Raw genomic sequence first — 25,014 nt, 5'->3', positions numbered from 1 at the left:
GCAACCCAAGCGTGACCGATATGGATGATGCAGAGCCCGCGGAAGACACCCGCATGCCCGGCTTTGTTGAGACCGGCTGGCTGCGGATGACCCTGCTGATCCTCGGCGCCCTCGTCTCCCTGGTTCATATCTACTTCAACACCCTCACGACGCTGATCGATGCCCTGCCGATCCCGTCCACTCTTCTGCAGAACGGCATCCACTTTGCGACCTTCGCCCTGCTTTGCGTGATGGTCTATCCCCTGTCCCGGGGTGACCTTCTCGCCGGCCGTTTCCGATGGACGGTCATCATCGATGTGCTGATCGGTGTGCTAGCGGCTGGCACCGCCATCTTCCTGGTGTTGAGCGAGGATGCGATCTACGCCCGCGGCTCCACCATGACGACGACGGAGCTGGGTGCTGCGATCATCCTGATCCTCTGCGCCCTTGAGCTGACCCGCCGGACAACCGGCTGGATCATCCCCGCACTGATTGTCATCGCGCTGACTTATGTCGCGTTCTGGGGCCAGTATGTGCCCGGTGTCTTTGGCTTCCGGGGCCTATCGCTTGAGAGCGTGCTGTTCCGAAGCGTCTATAATGACGAGGGCATCTTCGGCACGATCGCCCTGATCTCCTCCACCTTCGTTTTCATGTTCATCCTGTTCGGTGCGTTCCTGATGCGCTCCGGCGGTGGTGACTTTGTGATTGATATGGCCAGGGCTGTGGCTGGTCGCCTGGTTGGCGGTCCCGGCCTTGTGGCCGTTATTGCCTCCGGCCTAACCGGCACGATCTCCGGCTCCGCCGTCGCCAACTCAGCATCCACCGGCGTGGTCACAATCCCGCTGATGAAGAAGGCTGGGTTCCGCGCAAAGTTTGCTGCCGGTGTTGAGGCCGCGTCTTCAACCGGCGGGCAGTTGATGCCACCGATTATGGGCGCCGGCGCCTTCGTGATGGCGAGCTATACGCAGATCCCGTACACGACCATCGTCGCGGCCTCGGTCCTGCCAGCCATTCTGTACTTTGCCAGTGTCGCGTTCTTTGTCCGGGTTGAGGCGAAGAAGACCGGTGTTGTCGCTGACACCGATGACACTGTTAGCTTCATCGATGTGATGCGGCGTGGCGGTATTGCCTTCCTGATCCCGATTGTCGTGCTGATCGCCCTTCTGATCGCTGGTTTCACCCCAACCTATGCGGCTGGTCTCGCCATCATCTCAGTTGTCGCTGCGTCTTGGCTGACGCCGAACAAGATGGGCCCGAAAGAGGTGGTTGAGGCCCTTGCCCTTGGCGCCCGCAACATGGCGATGACGGCGGTGCTGCTCTGCTCTGTCGGCCTGATCGTGAATGTGATTGCGACAGCAGGGGTTGGTAACACCTTCTCCCTCATGATCACTGAATGGGCGGGGTCTAGCTTGATCATCGCGATTGCGCTGATCGCCCTTGCCTCCCTGATCTTGGGCATGGGCCTACCGGTGACGGCAGCGTACATCGTCCTGGGCACCCTCTCAGCACCGGCGCTCTACAACCTGATTGCCGATGGCCTCATCGTTGAAGCGATGACCAATGGCACGCTGGTCGAACAGGCCCGGGCTGTCATGATGTTGGCTGATCCCAACGCCCTGATAACCCTGGCCTCGCCGATGTCGGCAGCAGAGGCTGCCGCCCTTTGGGAGGCTGTACCGATTGATCTGAAAGGCAGTGTCCGAGATATCGCCCTGGACCCAGCTGCAGCCGCAACGGCGCTACTGGCCGCACACCTGATCATCTTCTGGTTGAGCCAGGATAGTAACGTGACACCGCCGGTCTGCCTTACCGCCTTTACCGTGGCTGCGATTGCGAAGACACCGCCCATGGCAACCGGTGTGATGTCGTGGAAGATCGCCAAGGGCCTCTACATCGTGCCCCTGCTCTTTGCCTATACGCCGATCCTGTCCGGTGATTGGGGGGCCGCCATTACCGTTGCTGGCTTTGCCCTGATCGGCCTCTACTGCTTCACTGCCGTACTGGCCGGACATATGGAGAAGCCGGTAAACCTGATTGAGCGGCTACTGCTAGCGGTCGCGGCGATTCTTTGCCTATGGCCAACCACGCTGGCAGTACATGCCGCCGGTGCGGCCCTGGCAATCGGCCTTATGGTGATTAATCTGCGGAAACCTGCAGCGCCAGCCACCGGTGAGCCAAGTGAACCGCCGGCCACAGCAGAGACTAGCTAGGCCAGCGGACTAGTCGGCGAACGGGTTGGGGGTGGTGGCGTCCGCCACCTCAATCTCAATCACCCAGACGTCGGGGTCGCGGGCCCGTGTGCGCTCAATATAGGCGTCGGCCTTGGCTTCATCAGGGCTTGCGTCAGGCAGTGCCGGCATCCAGCGCAGCACCCCCTCAATATCCCGCTGTTCGAGCTCTAAGCGGCAGGATCGATCACGACCAATCAGCTTGATAAGCAGCGTGCCGCGATCGGGATCACCCTTGGCGAGGATGTAGGCTGGCTGGCCGTCAGAGTTCAGGCGTCGAACGATGCCACCGACCCGTAAATGGGTCGGCAAGCTGGGATCGTCGAACACTGGTCTTGGTTAGCCGAACTAGATGATGAAGGCCGTGTCGAAGCCGAGGACCCCCTCAAGGATCACAGTCACATCACCAGCAAAGTTGATGACCGTGTCACCGCCGGTTTCGATGATACCGTTGATTGCGACGCCACCATCATCAATGCGGTCACCTTCAGCAGCATTGAAGTCGGTAACCCGATCCGTCTGCGCGCCGCTGCCATTGACGACAAAGACATCACCGCCGGAATTGCCGGTTAGGACGTCATTGCCAACCTGACCGAACAGGAAGTCATTGCCGTCACCACCGACCAGCGTGTCATCGCCCTTATTGCCGAAGAGTTGGTCGCTGCCGACATTACCGAACAGGTTGTCATTGCCCTGACCACCGAAGAGCGTATCGGCCCCAACGGTGCCGTCTAGGGTGTCATTGCCCTGGTTACCATAGGCGACATCGTTGCCGTCCTGGCCGGCGATATTGTCCTCGCCCTTGTTACCAAACAGGCGATCATCGCCGACGCCGCCACTAATGGCGTCATCATCCTGACCACCGAACAGGCTGTCATTGCCGTCACCGCCGTTCAGCGTGTCCTCATCAGTGTTGCCATAGGCAACATCAGCACCCGCACCACCGTCGATAACGTCGCTATCTTCCTGACCGAATACGGTGTCATTGCCGTCACCGCTGTTCACGGTGTCCTCACCGTCACCACCCAGAATGCTGTCTGCGGTGGTGCCGCCGGTGATGTCGTCATTGCCAGCGCCACCATCAATGGAGGTGGTACCATCGGGCAGGATGATGACATCATCACCATCGGTTGGCGTGCCACTCGGCGGTGGGCCATCAGGGGCCAATTGGAAGGTCGTCGATGCGTTGGCGGCAATCGATGTCGCCAATGTGGAAGGGGACGCCGACAGCAAGGTCAGCACCAGCGATTCAAAGGAGATCTGAACCGCCCCGGGTATCACCGTGATGTCGATATCATTCACATCTTCGACCGATTGGCCCAGGACTGAGAAGTCGATGACATCGCCAATGGCAAAATCGTCAATCGTGGCGTTCACCGTGGCCGCATCTGGGGCGAAGGTGTCAGCCCCGGCACCACCGGAAAGGGTATCCGCATCGCCGGCCACAATGGTATCGGCACCACCGCCGCCATTCAGGACGTCGGCACCGGTTCCACCATCCAGATTGTCAGCACCTGCGCCACCGTCGAGCACGTCATTGCCAGTGCCACCGATCAGAATGTCGGCATCGGCATCACCAAACAGCCGGTCATCGCCGGAACCACCGGTAAGGACATCGGCGTCATTGCCGCCATAGGCCTCGTCATTGCCCTCACCACCGATCAGGGAGTCATTGCCATCAAAGCCATAGATCAGGTCGTTTCCGCCCTCACCATTGATTGTGTCAGCGGCACCGGTTCCATCGAGAATGTTTGAAAACTCATTGGCGGTAGCACTCGGCCCTTGCAGGCGAATCTCGCCATTGACGATCGATTCCAGGCTGAAATCACCGACAATGTTGATCTCACGATCTGCGACCCCGTCATTGATGGTCAGTGTGGTCACACCACCAGAGCGACTGAAATCAATATCCGCCGCACTGAGAGAGGTTTGATCGGTAATACGGATCACCTCAGCGGGCAGGAAATTAGGCGCGTCAGCAGCCGAATAATCGGCCAGGCGATCGCCATCAAACTCCGCCAGCGTACCGGCGAAGGTGTCGATATCGTCACCACCATAGAGGGTGTCAGAGCCACCACCGCCGAAGATTAGATCATTACCGGCGCCGCCATAGATGGTGTCGCCCTCGGTGACGATGACATCAAAGGCATCGGCGAAGGTCACATTATCGCCGCCGTAAAGCACATCACCGTCGCTGGAACCGTTGATTAGGTCTGCGCCAGCGTCACCGAAAACGGTGTCAGCATCATTCGCCAGGTTGATCGTGTCGTTGCCCGCGCCGCCATAGATAATCTGGTTGTCGAAGCCCGGGGTCTCAACAAACTCGGTAATGATGTCATTACCATCATCGCCATAGACAGTGTCGTTATCACCGATGGTGATGGCGTCATTGCCGGTGCCACCAAAGACGAGGTCATCGCCCTCTCGGCTGGTGATTAGGTCATTACCGGCACCGCCATAGATGGTGTCATTACCACCATCATTATCGACACCAGTGTTTGGATCGAAAATGTCATCGCCGTCGCCGCCATCAATGATGTCGGAGCCGGTGCCACCGATCATCGTGTCAGCGCCAGTGCTGCCATCCAGACTATCGTTACCAGAACCACCGTTGACGCTGTCTGCGTCGGCGCCAGCGCGGATCGTGTCGCCGTCAGCGCCACCATCAATCGTGTCATTGCCGTCACCGCCGACGATGCTGTCAAAGCCAGCAAGGCCGTTCAGGATGTCAGCACCGCTGGTTCCTGCAATGGTATCGTTACCGATCGTTCCACTCATAACCGCACCTGTTCGGTTGGTTGACGCTAATCAACATCGACGTAGCCATCCCGGCCAAATTACGCGCTGATCGTCAGATTATAACGCAAACGGAACAATTCCGCTGTTAGCACGGTTCCAAGATACGATTCGCCCTGGACCATCGATAGGTGAGCCCGCGGTAACGGCAACAGCGGAGGGTGGTGTGTATAAATCGCCACGAAATCGCACTCGACTAGAACGATTCTGCCGTGTAAGCCACCCAGCAACCATGTTTGTCAGCCGCTGACCGGCAGGCATAAGCCAGCAAGACGCCACGCCCAGCCACCGAGTCGCAGCAGACCAACTTTGTTAAACAGGCCCGTTAACCCATGCCTTTAGACCAAGCCAGCGCCATGCAAGAACTGCCCAACAGCAATAAAGATTTCCCAGCCTTTTTTGATGCCTATCAAGAACAGATCGCCGAGATCCTGAAGCGACCGATGCTGTTTGTCTGCGGCGCCCCGAAGAGCGGAACCACCTGGCTGCAGCTATCACTGAACCACCATCCAGAAATCCATTGTGGTGGTGAGGGGCACTTCTCAGATTGGCTCGGTCGTCCGCTGCACGACCTGTTGCGCGCCTATAATGCGAAGATGAAGCAGACCAACGGCTTCATCTACAAGGACGGCGATGCGACCTACACCGAGGCGCTGCGTCAGCGGGATATGCAGTTCATTCTGCGCACCATGATCGGCATGGTGATTTTGAGTGCTGACATCAAGCCAACCGCCAAATGGATTGGCGATAAGACACCGCTCTACACCGCCTCCCTTGAGTATTTCAAACTGGTGTTCCCACAGGCCAAGTTCGTCACCATCACCCGTGACGTTCGCGATGCCTGCGCCTCGACCTTCCACCAGGCTCAGCGCCTGTACCGCGAGGGCTTGAACCCGAATAAGCGTGAGGATCCGGACCAGGTTGTTGAGCCGTTCGTAAAGAACTGGGTCAAAGTCCAAGATGACTGCGCTCGCTATGACAAAAACCACCCCGGCACGATGCATCAGATCCGTTATGAAGATCTGCATCAAAACCCTGAAGAGACCATGAAGACCGTCCTTGAGTTCCTCGAGGTGGATACGAGCGAGGAAGCGGTCGGTAAATGCGTCTATGGCGGCTCTTTCGAGCGCCTGTCAGAGGGTCGCAAGCGCGGTGAAGAGAACCGTGACAGCTTCTTCCGCAAAGGCGTGGTTGGCGATTGGGTCAATACGTTTGAGCCCCGCCACATTGAACTGATCCACAGCGTTGCCGGTGACCACCTGGAGCGTCGTGGCTACTCACTCGAGACGCCAGCTAGCGAGTAACGCTATCCAGCGCCTTTAGGGTTGCCAGGAATGGCAGCCGAACAGCGCCATGCCGTGCCGGAAACTCATGAACCGGCGCGAGCAGCGCAAGCTCTGGCCAATCCATCTGATCAGCATCGGCCTTACCGGCCAAGATACCGTCGAGATCGTCCAGGGCCGCCTCCACCGCTACCCTGTCGCTGCCGATCACATGGCGGGCCATAATGGCGGCCGAGGCCTGCCCCAGGGCACAGGCCTGCAACTTCTGCCCGTAATCAGATATCCGCCCATTGGTGAGGTTAAGGGAGACCTCAATCCGCGAGCCACAGACCGGGCTCGTCACCCGCGCACTCGCATCGGCATCCGTCAATGGATCGGTCCGGTCGATCGACGCCGCAAGGTCAAGAATTTGGCGGCTATAAAGTTGGTTCAGATCGGTGTCGCGCATGGGTATAGAATGGCGTTGCCTTCACGGCTTTACCACCCCGAAGACCAGGTCTTGATGAGCCAGGTAACAATTCTGATCCCGACACTGAATGCCGCCAAGCAGCTGCCAAGGCTGCTGGATGATCTGTCGCGAGAACTACCAGGCCAACCTGTGATGGTGGTGGATGGTGGCTCAAGCGACGGCACCCAGGCGCTTTGCGAGGGCCGCGCAACCTTGACCACCAGCGCTGCGGGGCGGGGCATTCAGCTAAAGGTGGGCGCGAAAGACATCAGCACTGATTGGACGCTAGTCTTGCATGCGGATAGTCATTTGCCCGCGGGATTTGGCGCGGCTGTCATAGAACACACCGAGGCGCATCAAGGACAGGCTGGCGTAGCCAAGCTACGGTTTGATGCGAAGGGGTGGCGCCCGGCACTCGTTGCCGCTGGGGCCAACTGGCGAACCAAATGGTTTGGCCTGCCCTATGGCGACCAAGGCCTACTGATTGAGATGAGCCTCTACCATGCCAGCGGCGGGTTTCAGCCGGCGCTCCTTATGGAGGATGTGATGCTCATCAACGCGCTGAAAGAGAAGGCCGGGCGGCGGGTTATCCGGCAACTACCAACTGAGATTATGACATCCGCCGATCGCTACCAGCGTGATGGCTATGCCAGGCGTGTGCTTCGCAACCTGCGCTGCCTGTTCGACCATTGGCGCGGCGTTCCGGTAGAGAGGATCGCCAACCGCTACAAAGGCAAAGGGACTGCCCGTGGCTAGTCGGCATAGAGCGACGCTGGTCATCATGGCCCGCTGGCCAAAGCTGGGGCAGGGTAAAAGCCGATTGGCGGCTGAAACCTCACCAGCCACGGCCGCTAGGGTCCAACGCCATAGCCTGGATCGCCTAACCCATCGATTACGGCGCCTGCCTTCAACTCAGCTAGTGATCGCGTTAGCGAGCTCAAAGGAATACCGGACAGCGGTTTCACACCCCCGGTTCCAAGCCCTGCCGGTGATGATCCAGGCCGATGGCGATCTCGGCCACCGAATGCGCAGCTTGCTAGCCCAGTTTGGTGAATTGGGGCGCCCCACCCTCATCATCGGCAGCGATCTGCCGGGGATTAGGGCAACCGATATTTCTGCTGCGCTAGACAGCCTTAGACGGAACGATTTTGTGCTGGGACCTGCTGATGATGGAGGTTTCTGGCTGATCGGTTGGCGTGGTGGCGCCTTGACCAAGCTGCCATCGCTGGACGGCATTCAGTGGTCAGCAAAAACAACCCGGGATGCGACGGCCGCACGTCTCTCAACACACGGCAGAAGCCGTACACGGGTTGGCCTTATTCGCCCGGCGGGAGATATCGATGACCGCGCCTCGCTAAAGGCTGCCCTGGCCGATAGGGCCCTATCGCGCCCCTAGCCCAAACCTTAACGCCCGGTTCGAGACTCCAGTTTGGGCGGCTTTGTGCTACATTAAACCCTAGCTGGTTTGTTTGGTACGGGTGGGGGAAGACTTGGCCATCATCAACGGGGCAATAGGCCCTGAATATGGCAATCTGCAGAATGCACAGATAATGATCGCGGAGGCCGATGCCAGCCACCGCAACGCCCTTGTTTGGGCATTTGGTGAGCTTGGCTGTGAACGGATTACGGCCTTTGATGAGCTGGCCGATCTACGCAAAGCCATGCAGGGCGACGCAGAGCTTGCGGACCGCGCTGATGCTGACGGGGATTTAACCACCCCTGACCTGCTGGTCATCGCCGATGATTTCTCCGATCAATCAATCAAATTTATCGATGCGGTTCGCCACGGCCGGGTGGGTCGTAACCCGTTTGTTGTGGTGATCGTCACAACCGCCCGCGCGGATGCTCGCCATATTGCCGGTTTGATCCGACAGGGCGCTGATGATGTTGTGGTGCAGCCCATCACCTCAAAAACGCTCAGTGAGCGAATTGAGTATGTTGCCATTCACCGGCGACCCTTTGTCGTAACCAGCAACTATGTCGGCCCCGATCGCCGGCAGGATGATGACCGTCCCTCGACGATCAGCCAATTAGAGGTACCAAACACGCTGCTGCAGCATTTGACCGGCAACCCAGGCAGCAATGTTGTCGCCGATGATCATATCCGCGAGACGGTTGAGGCCATCATCGCTGCCCGCCTTGAGCAGCACGCCCAATCCCTTGGTGTGCTTAGCCATCTGTTGATTGAGGCGCATCTCGACGGCAAAAACTCGGCAGGCACGAACTCGATGCAGATGCGTGCCTGGTTCAACGTGATGCTGAGCTTGATGCGCGACATCCAGCGGATTGGCGATCAGGTCGATAACATCGCCATGATTGAGCTAGCCAAAACCCTACGCCAGCAGATCCAGACTATCGCGCGCCGCTGGGACTCTCTGGAGGAGCAGGACCTACACCTGCTGCGCGATCTGGGTGAGGCGGTAAAGATGACCATAGGTCTGGTGGCACTGCCAAATCCAGATATCAACAATCTGGCACGCACTTACAAAAAGCATGGTGAGCAGCCAATCCCACCGCAGGGGCCGCTGATGGTTCCAAAGAACGGTGATAAGGGCGAGAGCGCCGACTAGGACCGGTTAACCAGCGTCGAGCTTCTGCTTCGCAACTGCCAGTGAGCGGGCCAGTTCGGTGCCGACGGGTCCACCATTGCCGCGAAGGTCATGGGCAACAACGTTCTGCATGACGCCCAAATGCGCCTCGGCAAACTTAATCTCAAGCGGGGTTAGGGCTTCCCGCTCACTCAGAAATTTATAGAGAGAGTTGGCGACCTCGGTCAGGAGATCGTAGCCACAGGTCTTGGCCTGGCCCTTCACTTCGCGGGCGGTCATGGCGACCTGCATGATGGCGCCGGGCAGGTCAGGGCACTCTGGCTGTTTCACCGCGTTGAACTGGCCAATCAGGGTGGCCACGCTTGACCGGGCAACCTCGATATAGTTGTCGCCGAGCTTGCCAATGGCACGCTCGGCATTCTCGATCACCTCTTCGCTGATCCGGCCACGACGACCGGGTCGGCCGCCCATGCGCATCTTCAGATCGCCCTGGGCGGGTATCACCTCAAAGGTTGGTTCATCGCTATCGGAAGTATTATCGGCAGGCACATTCGCTGCGTCGCTGCTAGCCGAAGCATCAGGCGTCTCTTGGTCAGTCGCTCGGTGATCGTCAGTCATAATATTCCTGATCCGTACGTCCCGTTGGCATTATACCGCCATGCGCTTCCCGTGTTCCCTCTGCCTTTTCTTATTCTTATTGAGGCACATTATGGATCATATCGCGCGGATTCCAAACGACAATCACCAGGGTGTCACAACGGGGTGACAGCGGTTACACGCAAGCAAAACCGCCAATCATGCGATCAAAGCTTAGATTAGGCCCGGCGTGAGAGGCGCTCGAGGATGGTCATCATCACCGCCGCATCGGGCATTGGCGCAATCTGGTTCAGCTGCTGCGGAACACCCGCAATACCGAGATCGGCACTACCGGCCCCACCCAGCTTGCCCCGGAAACCATGAGCCGACCACGCTAGGGATTGAACTGCATCATCCTCAAGCGCGGCAATCAGACGGTCGGCTGGCTCATTCAAGCTGATCAACGGATGGGCAGAGTAGACGGTTGGTTCTGGATAAAGCGTCACTGGACGCATGGGTGAGTTCTTGATCCGCGCCCAAGCCTCGGGCTGGCCGAGGACAAATTCAATCAGCTGGTTCTCATAGCCAACCACCATGGGGCGGCCGCCCATCCCCTCATTCAGGAAGCTATCCCAGAGCTTACCGCTCGAATGCTCCTTGTAGCCCATGCGCTCAAACAGATCGTCCAGGGTGTCGAGATGGCCGCCAATGCTATCCGGCGTTGCCACACCACCGGACAGCAGGTTCGCAACCAACCCGGCGAACATGAAGCCACTATTGGATTTGGTTGGGTCGGTTGAGCTGACAATCACCTGACCAAACAGCTGATCAATGCCAAGTGCTGACCAGGCCTTACCGCCGGTTACCGCATCAATCAGGCTGGCCGGGTCAACAACAAAGAAGTCAGGCGCCCGCTCTTCCGCGATACCGCTTGCGACTAGAGCCTGAGCGATCGGCAGCCAGCTATAGATCACAATCGGTGAGTTAAAGATCACCTGATCCCGGCGGACGCCGACGCCACTCTGTCGTGCCATCTGGACCATGACGGCGCTGGAGGGCCACAGGAAGTCTGGACGCTGGCTGAACAGCCCCGGATCACGGACCATCTCAACCGATCCGGCCCGGCGAGCATCGAGGTTGATGCCATAGGTACGATCTAGGATACGGGTGATTTCAGGATTGCGGACAAAGTCCGATTTCTCACCACCGATGAAACCCCAAAGATCAACGGGGTCGCCATGGCTGGTGCCGATCAGCGCGCCAAAATCGCCGCCCTGATCAAGGACGGAGTAGGCTGCCGTACCGCCAATACCAGCGGCCAGAAGGCCGAAACCCATATGTCGACGCGTTATCTTCATGATCGCACCCGTTCCAGGCCCTCATCGCGAATGGCATCATCCAGCAACTGCAGATCGATATCCAAATTCTCAACCTCTGGCATCACCAACCGATCGGCATATTCACTAAACACCTGATCCAGGCGCTCAATCATCACTTGCGCCTCAATCACCCGCTCTTCATTGGGTGAGAACTTCCGTTCCAGTGCCGCATAGCCGGTCGCCACCCGGCTCGCCGCCGGGAGGTAATAGGTCAGCAGGCGCTGCACCTGGTTAAGGCGCCCTGGATCTTTCTCGACCTCAATCGAGATATCGGTCGCAATCCGGTGAAGGTGCAGCAATTGCTCTTGCACATGCTCCTGCCGGATTACCTCAGCGGTTTGCGCCAATTCGGATAGGGCGCGATCGGCCTTCACCAGGACATCGCGCGCCAGATCAACCCGTGCCTTGGCAAACTTGCCGGTCGGCAAATCCTCAAAGAATGTCTTAGGCGCCAGGATTAATCGAAGGCCGATGAAAACTAAGATCGCACCAGGTAGCGTGGCATAGAGCGGCAAATCGAAGACAAAGGTCGCCAACGGGGCAAAGCCGCCACCGCCAATCCCGGCAATCAGATCCCGGTTGTCTGCTAATGGTCCACGTGTCGCCATGCCGTCCCTGGCATTGGAAAGAGGAGAGTAAAGCCGGATTATCCAGCCGGGTTAGTTGTAGCCCCTCGCCGTACGGAACGCACGGACCAGCGACTTAGTGCCATCGAAAACCCGGCCGCTCGTCTCAACCGCGAGTTGGTCAAGCTGCGCCCGCTCTGCGTTGCCAAAGGTGATGCCAAAGATTGGCACCCGGCTGACCACACCCGTTCGAACGTTTGCGACCCTGGCCAAGCTGCCATCGGAGGCCCCATCGGTCATCAGCACAATCGCCGGTAGATAGTTCTCAAAATCATCGATCTGCTGCATCTCTTCCAGCGCACGCGCGGCACAGGCGTAGATATCCGTACCACCGCCAGAGACCTCCCGGTTTACCCGGGAGAGGAGTTGCGCCTGATCAGCCTCAGTGCCACGACCGGTCCACACTTGGCGTGGCCTGTTATCAAACGGAATAACCATCAAGCGGTCACGGGACCCAGCCTGGATCAACACCTCACGAGCGCGCTCGGGCCGCAGCAACAAGCTCATCGCCTGCTTAAGGTCAGCCTCTCCCTGGCCCTGCATACTGCCGGAGAAATCCAGGCAATAGGCGGTTAGTGACGGCCGGCGCAGCGCTTCCTGATAAAGCGTTAGGGCCTCACGAACCACATCGGGCTCCGGCATCCGGATCGCATTAACAAACCGCGTCGGATCAAAGTTCCAGCTCTCATCCGGCTGAGCGATGGCATCGGCTCGACCCAGGGCAACACGGCGATCAGCAGCGACCAGTTGGTTCTGCACCCGCTCACTCAACAGATAGGCCTGAAGCTCGAGAAAGAACTCTTCAAACTCGGGCGGCTGCTCCCGGTCGACAAACCCTAGCGGGCTATCGGCAAAGGCGACGCCATCCTCAGGATAGACAGCCCACAGCAGCTCGGCCCCACGTTGCCGCAGCTCACGATTGGTCTCGGCGAGGATCGCCTCGTAATTCCACATGGCGTCATAGCGGACGCCCTCAGCATCGGATTTTAGGAACAGATCACGCAGCCAACCGGAGGAGCCAGAGGTCCTTGCCACACCCCGCAACAGACCACGCACCTCTTCTTGAATTGCATCGGCATTCAAATCGTCAGCTGTCAGGGCCCGGTCACCACTGGCCATCGCCGCCAGCATGGCGAGATACGCACCGGCACCCGAATTCGACTGGGTTGCCGAGGTCATGAGAAAGCGGAGATCGCCACTCTCAACCGCGGCAACGATGTCGGCCATCTTTACTGGGTTATCGACCCAGCCCAACTGCTCTGCCTTGGATCGGCGCACACCAAGGATCACAGGCGAACGGCTGATTGAGGCCAGATGCTTAACCCGCCTGGCCCGGTCGAACAGGTCAATCCAAATGCCATTGGCTGGCCAAACCGCGTCAACGGCCTGACCTTGTGAGACACCCATCCCAATATCGAGGGAACCCTGATACTGCACCTCACACATCACGCCGGCATCGTCACAGAACTCCATGACGATGGGTTCCAGGCTCTTATTCTCAGAGCCTGAGGTGATGATGAAGGAACGTCCCAGCTTGCCCGGACCGGGCGCGGTTAGGGAGGCGAATAAGTCGGCCAGAACTGGGCCAGCGATGGCCAAACCAGCGACCAAGGTCATCAACACCAAGAGACGTGGGGAACGGCGACCGCCCTTCCGCGCTAAATTCCGATCCTGGTTAGACATCCCTAGGCGCTGGCCTCATCACCGCCCTCAAGCTGGCGAGACTTGGCTTGGGCCAGGGTCTCTTTCAGCTCACCCTCGATGCGCTTCATCTCAGTTTCAGCGGTCGCACGTTGCTGGCGGCCCTCTTCCTGGATGCGCAGCACATCGTTGATCGTGCCGATCAGCTCGTCATTCACCTTGGTCAGGGTCTCGATATCGACGATGCCGCGTTGGCTCTCACGCTCGATCTCAACCGTACCAGCGCGCAGTGTCTCGGCATTCTCTTGCAGCATCTTATTGGTCGCCTCAGACACATTTTTCTGAAGCTCCAACGCCTCGCGCTGGCGATGGATCGCCAGGGCAATGGTCATCTGGTTCTTCCAGGTTGGAATGGTGGTCGCGACCGAGCTTTGCAGCTTTTCAACCAGGGTAGCGTTACCGCTTTGAACCAAACGGATTTGCGGCAGCGCCTGCAAGGCGATTACCCGGCTCAATTTTAGATCGTGGATCTTCTTCTCAAACCGCTCCAATGCCTGGCGGGTATCGCTTAACTTCTGTGCTGCCAGCTGGCCTTCAGCGCCTTCACCGGCCGCCTCGAAAGCTTTCTGAAGCTCTGGGATTAGGGTCTTACGGGCCTCTTCCAGATACTCCGTACCGGCAACGATGTAGGCCTCAAGGTCCTTCATCTGCTCCATATTCTTCTCATGAAGGCCATCAAGCATGGCGATATCGCGCTTCAACACCTCTTGCTGGCTGGTGAGCTCTAGGGCGATCCGATCAATCTGTGCTGCCACATCGGTGAACTGGGATTTGAACTTCTCAACCTTGGCCTTCACCCCGCCGAAGATCCGCTCGAAGAAGCCAAGCTTCTCAAGGCTCTTAGGGTCCAGGCCCTTAACCTTAAGCATCATGTCGTTCAGCAGGTTGCCAACCGGCCCGGAATCTTTGGTCAGGGTTTGCGACAGGATACGGTCGGCGAACGCCGCCACTTCGCGCTGGGCATTATCACCGAACGAGATCAGCTGCGCCCGGTCCTGCAGGTCGATATCGGCACGGATCTTTGCCACCACCGCCGGATCTGGCGACAGCGAAGACTCAGCGGCCTGAACCTCTGCGGTGGCAAGGTCGGTGACAGAAGTGCCGGCTGGGATCGGGGTGTCGGTAGAAACCTGGTTCTCAGACATGATGTTTGATGCTCTCAATAGCTGGAAGGGGAGCGCCGCCCAGGCCGTGATCAAGCGGGCGCGACGTGGCTGATAAGTATTTGACGTCAGATGGTTGTGAACTCTTGGGTGGGCTTATCCGCCCCCAAATCACAATCAACGCTCGTGGCCGAAAGAAATAACGCTGACAAGCTAGCAGGCCCGCCATGATCACGCAATTTTGGTCGTCGCATAATGGGTCAGAACCAGCAGGGCGTGCGCTCACGATAGGCTGTGTAATCAGCCCCAAACTTGGCGGACATGTAGCGTTCTTCCTGCGGGATCACGGCAACATTCAGGATCAACGGTATGGGCAGGGTGAACATCACCAGCCAAATCGATGGCCAGGCAATGGCAACACCAAGCAGGCCAAGGACCAGCCCCAAGTAGATCGGGTTACGTGTCCGGGCAAAAACATCATGGGTGACAAGGGCGGTGGCCGGCTTAAAGGTCGGCACATTGGTACCAGCCCGATGCATGGTCAGGATCGCACGCACCACCAGATAGCCACCAAGACCAATACAAACCGCACCAATCACGGCGAGCGGGACGCGCGGCAGAACCGCCGTTGCATCGGCCAGGGGCCAGCGCCATTGCAGCAGCGCCGCCATGGTGACACAGGCGGCAACCAGCACCGGCGGGTGGATTAGCACCGGTGGCACCTGTTCCTCGGGCGGTGTGTTGTTGTCCTGGGGGGATGGGACAGTCATAACTAGCAAACGTCGTTTAGGTCATACCGGCGCCCTTGGGCGCGTCGATTGATTTGTCAGGATGCATAGCAAAATGCCCGATAGCGTACCAAGCCCCGAACACACTGAGCGCGACAGCATGACCAAATCAGGCAAGATTACCAGGGCAGAGCAGGCGACCTTGCTGGCCCAGCTCGACCATTTCATCGATCCACAATCCGGCGGTGTGATCCCACCGATTAACCCGGCCACCACCTATGCCAGGGGCGATGATTATGCCCTACCCGGCCATGGTGGCACCTATATCCGGGATGAGGACCCAACAGTCGGTCAGGTTGAAGAGGTATTGGCCAAGCTGCATGGCGGCCCGGTTGAAACCACCGATGCCTTCCTCTTCGGCTCTGGCATGGCCGGGATTGCCGCCCTGTTCCGGGCGGTGACGGCAGAGGCTGGGAAACAGGGCCACAAGGCAAAGCTGGTCATTCAGCGCTCCATGTATTTCGGCACCGTGAAACTGGCGGAGATGTTGGAAGGCGGACAGAGTGCCGAGATCACCTGGTTTGACCCGTCGGATTTAAACACCCTGGCCGATGCGCTGGGTCAGAAAGCCGATCTGGTTTGGGTGGAGACACCATCCAACCCCTATCTCCATGTGGTTGATATCGCCGCTGTCGCTGACGCTGCGCATGAAGCGGGCGCCTTGCTTGCCGTCGACAGCACGGTGGCCCCACCGGTGTTGAGCCAACCTCTGGACCATGGTGCGGATCTCATTTTTCACTCAGCGACCAAATCGCTGAACGGCCATTCGGATGTCTTGGCGGGCCTGCTGGTCACACGGGCAAAAGACAGCAGCCTTTGGGATGCCATCCGGTTAGAGCGGAAGCTTGGCGGCGCGGTCCTGAACCCGTTTGGCGCCTGGCTACTGGGCCGTGGCCTCCGAACCCTCGACCTCCGCGCTGAACGCAGCTGTGCCAGCGCCCTGGCGGTGGCCGAAGCGCTGCAAGCGCACCCTAAGGTCAACCGGGTCAACTACCCTGGCCTCGCCAGCCACCCTGGGCATGACCTTGCAAAGCAGCAGATGCCGGGCGGCTTCGGCTCCCTGATGTCATTTCATGTGGATGGCGGGGCGGCGGCAGCACTCGCCCTGATCGACAAGCTGCAGGTGATCATGGCCGCCACCTCAATTGGTGGGCCCGAAACCCTGATTGAGCATCGCTTCACGATTGAGGGGCCAGACTATGGTGCGGCGGAAGACCTACTGCGTCTGTCCGTCGGGCTTGAGCATGCGGATCACCTGGTCGCGGACCTAATTCAAGGGCTAGACCAGATTTAATCGCGATTTCAGCGACTTATCTGACTTTTTGCGGCTGCGAAGGAAATCTTTGCAAAACCAAGGGCTTAGCCCGCGCAAAGAAACGCTGCGTCGAGACTGAAAAACGCAAGGAAACGCGCAGATTTTGCGTTGCCCCCTTCGTATCTGCGTATCACCCTAAGGTCATTGGGTTTTTTGCCGTTTTTGGTGTCCCGGGAGGACTGCTCGATGACCAGCATTACCAGCCTGTTTGACCATCCAGAATTCAAAGGCCATGAGCGCGTGCTGATGGCCCATGACGAAGCGACCGGCCTGCGCGCCCTTATTGGTGTGCACAACACCAATCGCGGCCCTGCCCTCGGCGGCTGCCGGGTCTGGAGCTATGAGAGTGATGAGGCTGCGCTGACTGATGTCCTCCGCCTCTCCCGTGGCATGACCTATAAAAACGCCATCGCCAACCTGCCCTTAGGTGGCGGTAAGACTGTGGTGCTGGTTTCCGAAGACCGGCCAAAGACGCCAGCCATGATGCAGGCGCTCGGCCAGGCGATTGAGAACCTGAACGGCCTCTACATCACGGCTGAGGATGTCGGCACCTCGACGGAGGACATGACCTCCATCGGTTCTGCGACCGCCCATGTGGCCGGACTTTCCGCGTCTGAAGGTGGCCTGGGTGATCCATCCCCCTCCACCGCCCTTGGCTGCTTCCTGGGCCTAAAGGCTGCGGTGAAGCACAAGCTGGGTAAAGAGAGCGTCGACGGCATGACCGTCGCGGTTCAGGGTCTTGGCCATGTCGGCTTTGGCCTTGCCAAGCATCTGCACGAGGCTGGCGCCAAGCTGATCGTCACCGACATCAACCGCGATGCCCTGGACATCGCCGAGCGTGACTTTGGCGCCAAGGTTGTTGCCCCGGCTGATATCTACGGCGTGGACTGTGATGTCTTCGCCCCTTGCGCCCTGGGTGCCGTGATCAATGAGGATACCCGGCCCAAACTGCAAGCCCAGGTGATCGCTGGTGCCGCCAATAACCAGTTGGCGAGCGACGCTGATGGCGATGCGCTGCATGCGGCTGGTGTGCTCTATGCCCCCGACTATGTGATCAATGCCGGTGGTGTCATCCAAATCTGGGGTGACTATTACGGCATCGACCGGGCTGAGATTGACCGCCGGGTCGCCGGTGTCGGCGACACCCTGGCCGAGATCTTCACCCTGGCCGACAAGCAAGGCATGGCGACAGCCAAAGCAGCCGACCAGGTGGCTGAGCAACGCTTCCAAAGCGCCAACGCAGCCGCCGTCGCAGCCGAATAGTCGCCAGATCAGTATCGATAAATCTGGCGGCTGCCTGGCAAAACACCTGGTGGTGAGCGGAAGCCGCAAGAGATGGTGGCGTCGCGGAACAGATCATTGATGTTCAGCTTTTGCCGTACGCCCTTCACGAGCTGGGGCTCGCTTGAGGCAAAGCCGCCGCTGGCGCCAAAGATCAGGCCATTACTGCCTGGCTCTGGTGGCTGGTTGCGGCTGATCCGAACACCTACGCCGCTTAAATCACCCTGAACGAAGATGTTCTCACGCCGGTCGTTATTGTCTTGGGTGACCTGGATGCGCTGGGTCTCACCGGGTGCAACGGCAAAGCTAATTGGCTGATACTGTCTTGGGCGACGGCTGAAGAAGATAAAGTCACCATCGGTGATCCCGCAGGCGAGTAGCGAACTTGGCTGTGGTGGGCGGCCATAGCGGTCATACTCATAGCCAGGCACTGCCGGGCCATCATAGCGATAGCGCGGCGGTGTTTGTGGGGCGTAGCCAGTATCGGCAACCGTCGATGGTGGCGCGGACGGTGCGGTCTCAAGTCCCGGTGTCTGGAACTCGGGCGAGGCAACGCCAGTATTCGGTGCCTGACCCGAGAAGTAAGGTGGCGGCGGCTGATTGGCGGGCGCCAAGGTCGGCTGTCCGGTGGTAACCGTATAGGTGTTGGGCGGGCCCTCAACCACCGTACAAGCGGCAGCAAAAAATCCGACGATCAAACATAGCATCACTTGGCGCATTGGCTTCTTCCTGGCCCGCACGTTTTCCTAGGCTGAATCCTAGGTTCGCTGGTGATACTTGGGAAGGCCAAGCAGGATTAACAGGGGATCGGCGAAATTCGTTGCGATTCTGTGATCACGCTTAACCTAGACCAAGCACACTGGACTGGCCGTTGCCGCGCTGTTGCCGCCGGTGGAAGGGCCGAAGGTCTCTGTATGAATTTGGCTGGCTGGAAGCCCCAAACCCTCAAGCATATCCTGAATATCGGCCATGAAGCGGGTCGGGCCGCAGATATAGACTTCCGTCGCAGGATCAATCTGTAGACTGGCCAATAGATCTTGGTCTGGACGACCCGCCACGTCATAGTCCTTCCCAATCCGATCCGCTGACATAGGCTTGGTATAGGCCGTCACCCGGCGCGCCTGGGGAAGCCCCCCCAACCAACGCATCAACGACCCGCTTAAAGGGATGATGCAGCCCATCACGGGCGGCGTGCAGGAAGGTTGCAGGCCGAGTTGAGCCTGAAATGGCTAGGCTCTCCAGCATGCTTAGCATTGGCGTTATGCCGACCCCCGCACTAACCAGCAGAAGCGGTGATGTGCCGTGATCCAAGATGAAGTCGCCAGACGGTTTCCTGGCCGAAAGAACCGTGCCGACACCAATCTTGTCGTGCAGCAACCTAGAGACGCGACCTTGGGGTTCACGCTTCACGCTGATCCGATACCCCCCATCCCCCGGGGCATTTGAGAGGGAGTAGGTCCGTGCATGTCGCTCACCGGTATCGGGATCGACAACCTCAATTGGCAGATGCTGACCAGGGGCGAAATCTGCCAGCGGTCCGTCGTCACGCGCGCCAAGATAGAAGGAGGTTACATCCGCACTCTCTTGAACCTTATCGAGGACCCGCAACGAGCGTACTGAATCTGCCTCCTGCTCCCAACGGAGCGGAACGGCATCGCGCATCTCTATGACTTCCTCAATCGTGATATCGACTAAACGCTGAGCCCCGGGATAGTGGTCCAGTATCGGGCCGTCCCATACAATCTCGGCGGTGCCGGTCAGCTGCAGAAGGCTGCCGGTGGCAAAATCGACAAAGAGCAGCCCAACCCTAGGATCGACCAGCAGATTGCCAATCGTGTTGAAGTGGTTGTTGCCCGCAAAATCGGGAAAGCGGAGCCGCCCATTTTCGAGTATTTCAACAAAGCCAGGATCGCCGCCGCGATGCGATGCATCCATGCCAAAACGCGCATCGGCACCCTCACCCCGATAGCCGGAGGCGATGAAGAAGGTATCCGCTTGTTTGACCCATTGGACCTGCAGGGCTGTTAGAGCCGACCCGTTGATCACCGGACCCTGCTGGTGGTTTGGCACCCGGTGCCACGCGCGTTCCCGAATATATTGCGGGCAGTTGCCAAAGCTCTGATCCAGAGAGAACAGCAATGCGCCATCATCCTGGCGCTGAACCCGGCCATTAGCCCGATTGCGCCGACGGGTCGCGAGCTCGATGCCCAGCAACCCAAGATCTGCGCCGTCGGTCAGCCCATCGCTCAACGCATCACCGGCTGGGAGCGCACCATCAATGCGCAAATGACGCTGATCAGGTGCAGAGACGAAGCCCTCAGGGCCAGTTAGAAGGGTTACCCAGGGGCGTCGTTGGACGTCTCGGGCCGCCGCCACCAAGAATGGAAGGTTGGTGTGAAATTCCAGATGTTGATCCGGAAAGTAATCCCGCACGATCTTACGGGCCCAGTTCTCGATATCACGCACCCCGGCCTGTTCCTGAACCGCCCGCTCACCCTCATGGAATGGTGTGGCCTGCTCAGTTCGGCTAATGCACTCAGATGATCGCGACATTGGATACCTCCCAGTCTTGGAGACAGCGTTCATTGGGGCCGGTTATGCAGCCAACCCAATTGCCGTTGGCGCCATTGGGACAAAGCCGGGCAGAGCCTCAATGCGACCAAGCAGTGCGCGCAGGTTCGGATAGGGCTCGAGGGGAACATTCCCCTCCGGCGCATGCGCCGTGTAGGAGTAGATCGCCACATCAGCGATGCTTGGCCGCTCACCGACCAGCCACTCACGACTATCTAGATGCGCCTCAAGCCGCGCGAAGGCCTGCGCCGCGATCGCTTTTGATCGGGCGGCATCAAGGTCGGCACCAAAAACGGTGATTAGTCGCGCTGCAGCTGGGCCATAGGCGATGTCACCGGCAGCGAGCGACAGGAACTTCTGCACCTCTGCCTGGGAGATCGGATCCTGTGGCAACCAATCCGGCGCATAGGATTGCGCCAGGTAAACCAGGATGGCGTTTGAATCGGCAATGACGGTACTGCCATCCTCGATAACCGGTACTTGGCCAACTGGGTTTAAGCTTAGAAACGGCTCGGCCTTATGTTCACCGACGGCCAGATCAACATCCACGGTTTCATAGGCAATCCCGGTAAGCGCGGCGAACAGCTGGACGCGGTGGCTATGTCCAGAAAGGGCATGGCGGTGAATTCGAATGGCATTGGTTGGGGTATTAGTCATGGGGTCATTCCTTCTTGATGATGTGGGCGGCCCCGTCGTGATTGACGCTTTAGACCGCGGTTCTGTCATCGGATATAACCCCACCGCGTTCTGGCGATAATTTATCAATTTAACGAATTAGTATGAACATTCTGTTCATAATAGCGTTAAACTGATTGGCGATGCTCCAACTCTATGACCTGGCCTAAAGATGGATCGGATTGAAATGATGCGCGCCTTTATGGCGGTTGCGCAGGAGGGGTCTTTCACCGCCGCCGGTCGCAAACTCGGCCGCTCAACCAAGCTGGTCAGCAAACAAGTTGCTGCGCTGGAGAGTGAGTATCAGGTCCAACTGCTTAACCGTACCACCAGAAGCGTCGCCTTAACCGCAACCGGCACCGCTTATCTGAACCGATGTCGCCATCTGGTTGAAGAGTTCGACGAGCTGGATGCCCTGGTTACCGAAGGGCACACGAGCCTTAGTGGCAGCATCCGAATAACCGCCCCCACAGGCTTTGGTGCTGGACCGTTATCAGAGGCGCTCGCTGGATTTATGGCCGCGCATCCAAACATCTCTGTCGACCTGCATTTGACCAATTTGCAGGTGGCGTTGGTGGAGGAAGGCTTCGACCTGGCGGTGCGGGTCGGCATACCGAGAGATTCGACGCTGATGGTCCGCCACTTGGCCCCCATGCCGCTGGTAACCTGTGCAGCGCCAAGCTACCTCGCGGCCCATGGCACACCCAGCCATCCAAAGGCACTAGCCACCCATCGCTGCATGATTGATCGGAATATGGGCAATCCCAGCGCCTGGTCTTACTGGTCAAAAAATGGCGAGAGGACCAGCATCTCAATTAGCGGCCCGGTTACCGTCAATGCGCCAGCAGCGTCAGCAACATTTGCGCGAGCCGGGTTAGGCATTGCTCGATGCCCGCTCTATCAAGTTGCTAAGGATCTAGAGAGCGGCGCACTTGTGCCGCTATTACCTGCGTTCAGGAGTGAAGAGTTTAGCCTCTTCGCACTATACCCACCCACACGCAACCTAACCGCAAGGATCAGGGCATTGATCGACCACCTAGCCGATCAGTTCTCGGGTGATAACCCCTATCTGTGATTAATGGCAGGCGATATCGGGTTACCTGCCGGTGTAGTTGGGCATCCGCTTTTCTAGGAAGGCCGAAATGCCTTCCTTACCATCCTCGGCGGTGACAGCGGATGCAATGGCCTGGGCCTCATGCTCCATTTGCGTCTCTAGAGATGTGACCGAACTATCCACCAACAAGGCTTTTGTCATGGCAAAGACATTTGTCGGGCCCATGGCCAGCTGTCGCGCCAGCTTTAATGCCTCATCCTTCAACGCTTCCGCTGGTACCAGATAGTTCACCAAACCCCACGCCTCAGCTTGCTTGGCTGGCACCGGGCGGTTGGTTAGCGCCATGTCATAGGCACGGCGCAGGCCGACCGCGCGCGCAAGGAAATAGGTGGAGCTGCCATCCGGGGTAAGGCCCGCCCGGGTGTAGGCCATGGTGAACGTCACATTGTCAGCGGCAATGGCGAGATCGGCCATGGCGGTCAGGCTGACCCCGGCGCCACCGGCATTGCCGTTCACGGCTGCAATCACCGGCTTACCCATACGGGCAAAGCGGGCAATGGCGCCGTGGAGGAAGGTCACCATCTCTTTGATCAGGGCGCTGCCATGTTCACCTGCCTCGGCAAACACCTTCAAATCACCGCCGGCGCAAAACAGCTTATCCCCCGACCCGGTTAGGATCACCGCGCGGATCGTCGGGTCCTCATCACAGGCAATCGCCACCTTGAACAAATCCTTGGTCATGGCGTCGTTCAGGGCGTTGGCTGCCTCTGGCCGGTTGATGGTGATGATCGCCACAGCACCGTTGGTTGCCTCATCCCGCTCAAACAGCAGGGTTTCGAGTTCGAGGTTGTCACTGGTGATTGGGGTGATTTTGCTCATGAGGTTTCCGCCGCTTGAAGATGTGAGTGTTTGCTTGATTGGGTCCTTGGTAACCGATTTAACTGCGCCTGCCACCCTAAGAAGCGATCCAGGAATACGAGGACGCCCGAGGAGTAGACCCATGAGTTTCGAATTCCGCACCGTTCCACATATCATCAGCCGCACCGGCTGCACCGCTGAACTGGGCCAAATGATGGCCGATCACTTCGACACCCGGCGGGTGATGGTGGTGACCGATGAGGGCCTGGTGAAGGCCGGGGTGACAGTCCCCGTACTAGACAGCCTCAAGGCCGCCGGTTTTGAGGTGACCGTGTTCGATAAGGTGGTTGCCGACCCGCCGGAAACGATCCTCCTCGATGCAGTGAAGCAAGCACAGGAAGCGGCTAGCGGCCTGGTGATCGGCCTTGGCGGCGGTTCATCCATGGATGTGGCGAAGTTGGTGGCCCTGATGGCGATTAGCAGCCAGCCACTGTCTGAGATGTATGGCGTGGGCAATGTGACGGGGGAGCGCCTACCGCTGGTCCAAATCCCAACCACGGCGGGGACGGGATCAGAGGTCACGCCGATCTCAATCATCACCACGGGTGAGACCACCAAGATGGGTGTCGTTTCCCCACAGCTTTATGCCGATATGGCGATCCTGGATGCCGCCCTCACCACCGGTCTACCGGCCCGGCATACGGCGGCCACCGGCATCGATGCCATGGTGCATGCAATTGAGTCCTACACCTCCAAGATCAAAAAGAACCCGGTTAGCGATGCCCTGGCCCGTGAGGCCCTGCGCCTGTTGAGCGGGAATCTGGTTACCGTTTGTAAGGATGGCAGCAACCTGGAAGCGCGGCAGGCCATGCTGCTCGGCTCGATGCTCGCCGGACAGGCCTTTGCCAATGCACCGGTCGGGGCTGTCCATGCCCTCGCCTATCCAATTGGCGGCATCTTCCATGTGCCGCACGGTCTCTCAAACGCGCTGGTGCTGCCCCATGTGCTGCGCTTCAACGCGCCAGTCGCAGCCTCACTCTATGCTGAGTTGGCGCCGATCCTCCGCCCCGGTGCAGAGGGCAGCGATGAGGCCCTGACCCAAGTGTTCATTGATGAGCTGGATAAGCTGGCCGATGCAGTAGAGATCGATCGTAAGCTGACCCAGGTCGGGATCAACCATAACGACCTGCCACGCATGGCCGAGGATGCCATGCTGCAAACCCGCCTACTGGTGAACAACCCACGGGAAGTAAGCCAAGAGCAGGCGCTCGCCATCTATCAGGAAGCGCTCTAATTGGCCGAACGCCCCACCCCACCGAAGCGTGCCGATTTCCGGCAGTTTGAGACCGTGGATACCCGCTGGTCGGATAACGACATGTATGGCCATGTTAACAACGCGGCCTTCTACCGGTTCTTTGATACCGCCGTGAACCGTTACCTGATTGAGGCTGGGGTTCTAAACCCGGTCGAGAGCGAGGTCATCGGACTGGTGGTCGAAACCGGCTGCCAGTTCTTTGCCCCCGCCAGCTTTCCGGAGCGGCTGGAGCTAGGGATCAAGGTGGCCAAACTTGGCACCTCCTCCGTCCGGTATGAGCTGGGCGTGTTTGGCCAGGCGGATCAACCTGGCGGCGAATTGGCAAAAGCTGCTGGGTTTTTTACCCATGTCTATGTGGATGCCAAAAGCCGCCGCCCAGTCCCATTACCTGGGGGTTTGCGTGACCTGTTGGAGCGGACGCTCACGTGACTGTGACGCCCTTGTGCGCTGATCATCACTGATTGCCGGTTGTGGGGTGGGACCAGACTT

At 58.7% G+C, this 25,014-nt stretch carries 24 protein-coding genes; 10 read left to right on the top strand and 14 right to left on the bottom strand.

What is annotated here, in order from left to right; genetic code table 11:
- The first annotated feature begins 53 nt into the window (after positions 1–53).
- Positions 54–2,189, top strand: coding sequence for a TRAP transporter fused permease subunit (locus KI792_12950; protein ID MBV6633926.1), 2,136 nt, complete (start codon positions 54–56; stop codon positions 2,187–2,189).
- 9 nt (positions 2,190–2,198) lie between these two features.
- On the opposite strand, the gene KI792_12945 is transcribed toward KI792_12950, so the two are convergent.
- Both KI792_12945 and KI792_12940 read right to left on the bottom strand, forming a co-directional pair.
- A complete protein-coding gene (locus KI792_12945; GenBank protein ID MBV6633925.1) occupies positions 2,199–2,537 on the bottom strand; it encodes a DUF1491 family protein in 339 nt (112 codons plus the stop codon).
- Between the two features lie 18 nt (positions 2,538–2,555).
- Entirely contained in the window at positions 2,556–4,985 is a 2,430-nt protein-coding gene (locus tag KI792_12940; protein ID MBV6633924.1) for a calcium-binding protein, read from the bottom strand.
- Positions 4,986–5,335: 350 nt separating this feature from the next.
- On the opposite strand from KI792_12940, the gene KI792_12935 reads away from it, so the two are divergent.
- The gene (locus tag KI792_12935) at positions 5,336–6,307 is read left to right on the top strand and encodes a sulfotransferase (protein ID MBV6633923.1); all 972 of its coding nucleotides are present in this window, start codon (positions 5,336–5,338) and stop codon (positions 6,305–6,307) included.
- On the opposite strand, the gene KI792_12930 is transcribed toward KI792_12935, so the two are convergent.
- Entirely contained in the window at positions 6,297–6,734 is a 438-nt protein-coding gene (locus KI792_12930) for an iron-sulfur cluster assembly scaffold protein (GenBank protein ID MBV6633922.1), read from the bottom strand. The two genes, KI792_12935 and KI792_12930, sit on opposite strands and share 11 nt — an antisense overlap.
- Before the next feature lie 54 nt (positions 6,735–6,788).
- Here KI792_12930 and KI792_12925 point away from each other — a divergent pair, with 54 nt between their 5' ends.
- The 3 genes from KI792_12925 (at position 6,789) to KI792_12915 (ending at position 9,304) form a co-directional block, all read left to right on the top strand.
- Positions 6,789–7,490 (top strand): TIGR04283 family arsenosugar biosynthesis glycosyltransferase, encoded by a 702-nt coding sequence (locus KI792_12925; protein ID MBV6633921.1) that lies wholly within the window; start codon positions 6,789–6,791, stop codon positions 7,488–7,490.
- A gap of 25 nt (positions 7,491–7,515) precedes the next feature.
- Positions 7,516–8,130, top strand: coding sequence for a DUF2064 domain-containing protein (locus tag KI792_12920; GenBank protein MBV6633920.1), 615 nt, complete (start codon positions 7,516–7,518; stop codon positions 8,128–8,130).
- Between the two features lie 94 nt (positions 8,131–8,224).
- The gene (locus KI792_12915; protein MBV6633919.1) at positions 8,225–9,304 is read left to right on the top strand and encodes a response regulator transcription factor; all 1,080 of its coding nucleotides are present in this window, start codon (positions 8,225–8,227) and stop codon (positions 9,302–9,304) included.
- Between the two features lie 6 nt (positions 9,305–9,310).
- On the opposite strand, the gene KI792_12910 is transcribed toward KI792_12915, so the two are convergent.
- The 6 genes from KI792_12910 to KI792_12885 form a co-directional block, all read right to left on the bottom strand.
- Entirely contained in the window at positions 9,311–9,901 is a 591-nt protein-coding gene (locus KI792_12910) for a hypothetical protein (protein ID MBV6633918.1), read from the bottom strand.
- 197 nt (positions 9,902–10,098) lie between these two features.
- Positions 10,099–11,217: a substrate-binding domain-containing protein gene (locus KI792_12905; GenBank protein MBV6633917.1), complete on the bottom strand. Its 1,119-nt coding sequence runs from the start codon at positions 11,215–11,217 to the stop codon at positions 10,099–10,101.
- The gene (locus tag KI792_12900; GenBank protein ID MBV6633916.1) at positions 11,214–11,846 is read right to left on the bottom strand and encodes a 5-bromo-4-chloroindolyl phosphate hydrolysis family protein; all 633 of its coding nucleotides are present in this window, start codon (positions 11,844–11,846) and stop codon (positions 11,214–11,216) included. The genes KI792_12905 and KI792_12900 overlap by 4 nt, the downstream gene beginning before the upstream one ends.
- A gap of 51 nt (positions 11,847–11,897) precedes the next feature.
- A complete protein-coding gene (locus KI792_12895) occupies positions 11,898–13,481 on the bottom strand; it encodes a substrate-binding domain-containing protein (GenBank protein MBV6633915.1) in 1,584 nt (527 codons plus the stop codon).
- 68 nt (positions 13,482–13,549) lie between these two features.
- Entirely contained in the window at positions 13,550–14,710 is a 1,161-nt protein-coding gene (locus KI792_12890; GenBank protein MBV6633914.1) for a toxic anion resistance protein, read from the bottom strand.
- A gap of 218 nt (positions 14,711–14,928) precedes the next feature.
- Positions 14,929–15,438, bottom strand: a complete 510-nt coding sequence (locus tag KI792_12885; protein ID MBV6633913.1) for an isoprenylcysteine carboxylmethyltransferase family protein — start codon at positions 15,436–15,438, stop codon at positions 14,929–14,931.
- A 61-nt stretch (positions 15,439–15,499) separates the two neighbouring features.
- On the opposite strand from KI792_12885, the gene KI792_12880 reads away from it, so the two are divergent.
- Together KI792_12880 and KI792_12875 are read left to right on the top strand one after the other, a co-directional pair.
- Positions 15,500–16,750 (top strand): aminotransferase class V-fold PLP-dependent enzyme, encoded by a 1,251-nt coding sequence (locus tag KI792_12880; protein MBV6633912.1) that lies wholly within the window; start codon positions 15,500–15,502, stop codon positions 16,748–16,750.
- A gap of 207 nt (positions 16,751–16,957) precedes the next feature.
- A complete protein-coding gene (locus KI792_12875; protein MBV6633911.1) occupies positions 16,958–18,034 on the top strand; it encodes a Glu/Leu/Phe/Val dehydrogenase in 1,077 nt (358 codons plus the stop codon).
- An 8-nt stretch (positions 18,035–18,042) separates the two neighbouring features.
- Here KI792_12875 and KI792_12870 read toward each other — a convergent pair whose 3' ends face one another.
- The 4 genes from KI792_12870 to KI792_12855 form a co-directional block, all read right to left on the bottom strand.
- Positions 18,043–18,771 carry a hypothetical protein gene (locus KI792_12870; protein MBV6633910.1) on the bottom strand — a complete coding sequence of 243 codons (729 nt, stop codon included), beginning with the start codon at positions 18,769–18,771 and terminating at the stop codon, positions 18,043–18,045.
- A gap of 126 nt (positions 18,772–18,897) precedes the next feature.
- Positions 18,898–19,110, bottom strand: a complete 213-nt coding sequence (locus tag KI792_12865; GenBank protein ID MBV6633909.1) for a hypothetical protein — start codon at positions 19,108–19,110, stop codon at positions 18,898–18,900.
- Position 19,111: 1 nt separating this feature from the next.
- Positions 19,112–20,605: a pyridoxamine 5'-phosphate oxidase family protein gene (locus tag KI792_12860; GenBank protein ID MBV6633908.1), complete on the bottom strand. Its 1,494-nt coding sequence runs from the start codon at positions 20,603–20,605 to the stop codon at positions 19,112–19,114.
- Positions 20,606–20,647: 42 nt separating this feature from the next.
- Positions 20,648–21,280 carry a glutathione S-transferase gene (locus KI792_12855; protein MBV6633907.1) on the bottom strand — a complete coding sequence of 211 codons (633 nt, stop codon included), beginning with the start codon at positions 21,278–21,280 and terminating at the stop codon, positions 20,648–20,650.
- 190 nt (positions 21,281–21,470) lie between these two features.
- Between KI792_12855 and KI792_12850 the strand changes: the two genes are divergently transcribed.
- A complete protein-coding gene (locus KI792_12850) occupies positions 21,471–22,373 on the top strand; it encodes a LysR family transcriptional regulator (protein ID MBV6633906.1) in 903 nt (300 codons plus the stop codon).
- Positions 22,374–22,394: 21 nt separating this feature from the next.
- On the opposite strand, the gene KI792_12845 is transcribed toward KI792_12850, so the two are convergent.
- The gene (locus tag KI792_12845) at positions 22,395–23,231 is read right to left on the bottom strand and encodes an enoyl-CoA hydratase/isomerase family protein (GenBank protein MBV6633905.1); all 837 of its coding nucleotides are present in this window, start codon (positions 23,229–23,231) and stop codon (positions 22,395–22,397) included.
- Between the two features lie 121 nt (positions 23,232–23,352).
- Here KI792_12845 and KI792_12840 point away from each other — a divergent pair, with 121 nt between their 5' ends.
- Together KI792_12840 and KI792_12835 are read left to right on the top strand one after the other, a co-directional pair.
- On the top strand, positions 23,353–24,504 hold the full coding sequence (locus KI792_12840) for an iron-containing alcohol dehydrogenase (GenBank protein MBV6633904.1): 1,152 nt from the start codon (positions 23,353–23,355) through the stop codon (positions 24,502–24,504).
- Positions 24,505–24,954 carry an acyl-CoA thioesterase gene (locus tag KI792_12835; protein ID MBV6633903.1) on the top strand — a complete coding sequence of 150 codons (450 nt, stop codon included), beginning with the start codon at positions 24,505–24,507 and terminating at the stop codon, positions 24,952–24,954.
- Positions 24,955–25,014: the final 60 nt, after the last annotated feature.

The organism is Alphaproteobacteria bacterium SS10, from assembly GCA_019192455.1.
In the GTDB taxonomy this organism is placed as follows: Bacteria; Pseudomonadota; Alphaproteobacteria; order TMED2; family TMED2; genus TMED2.
This window is presented reverse-complemented; position numbering and strand designations above follow the sequence as displayed.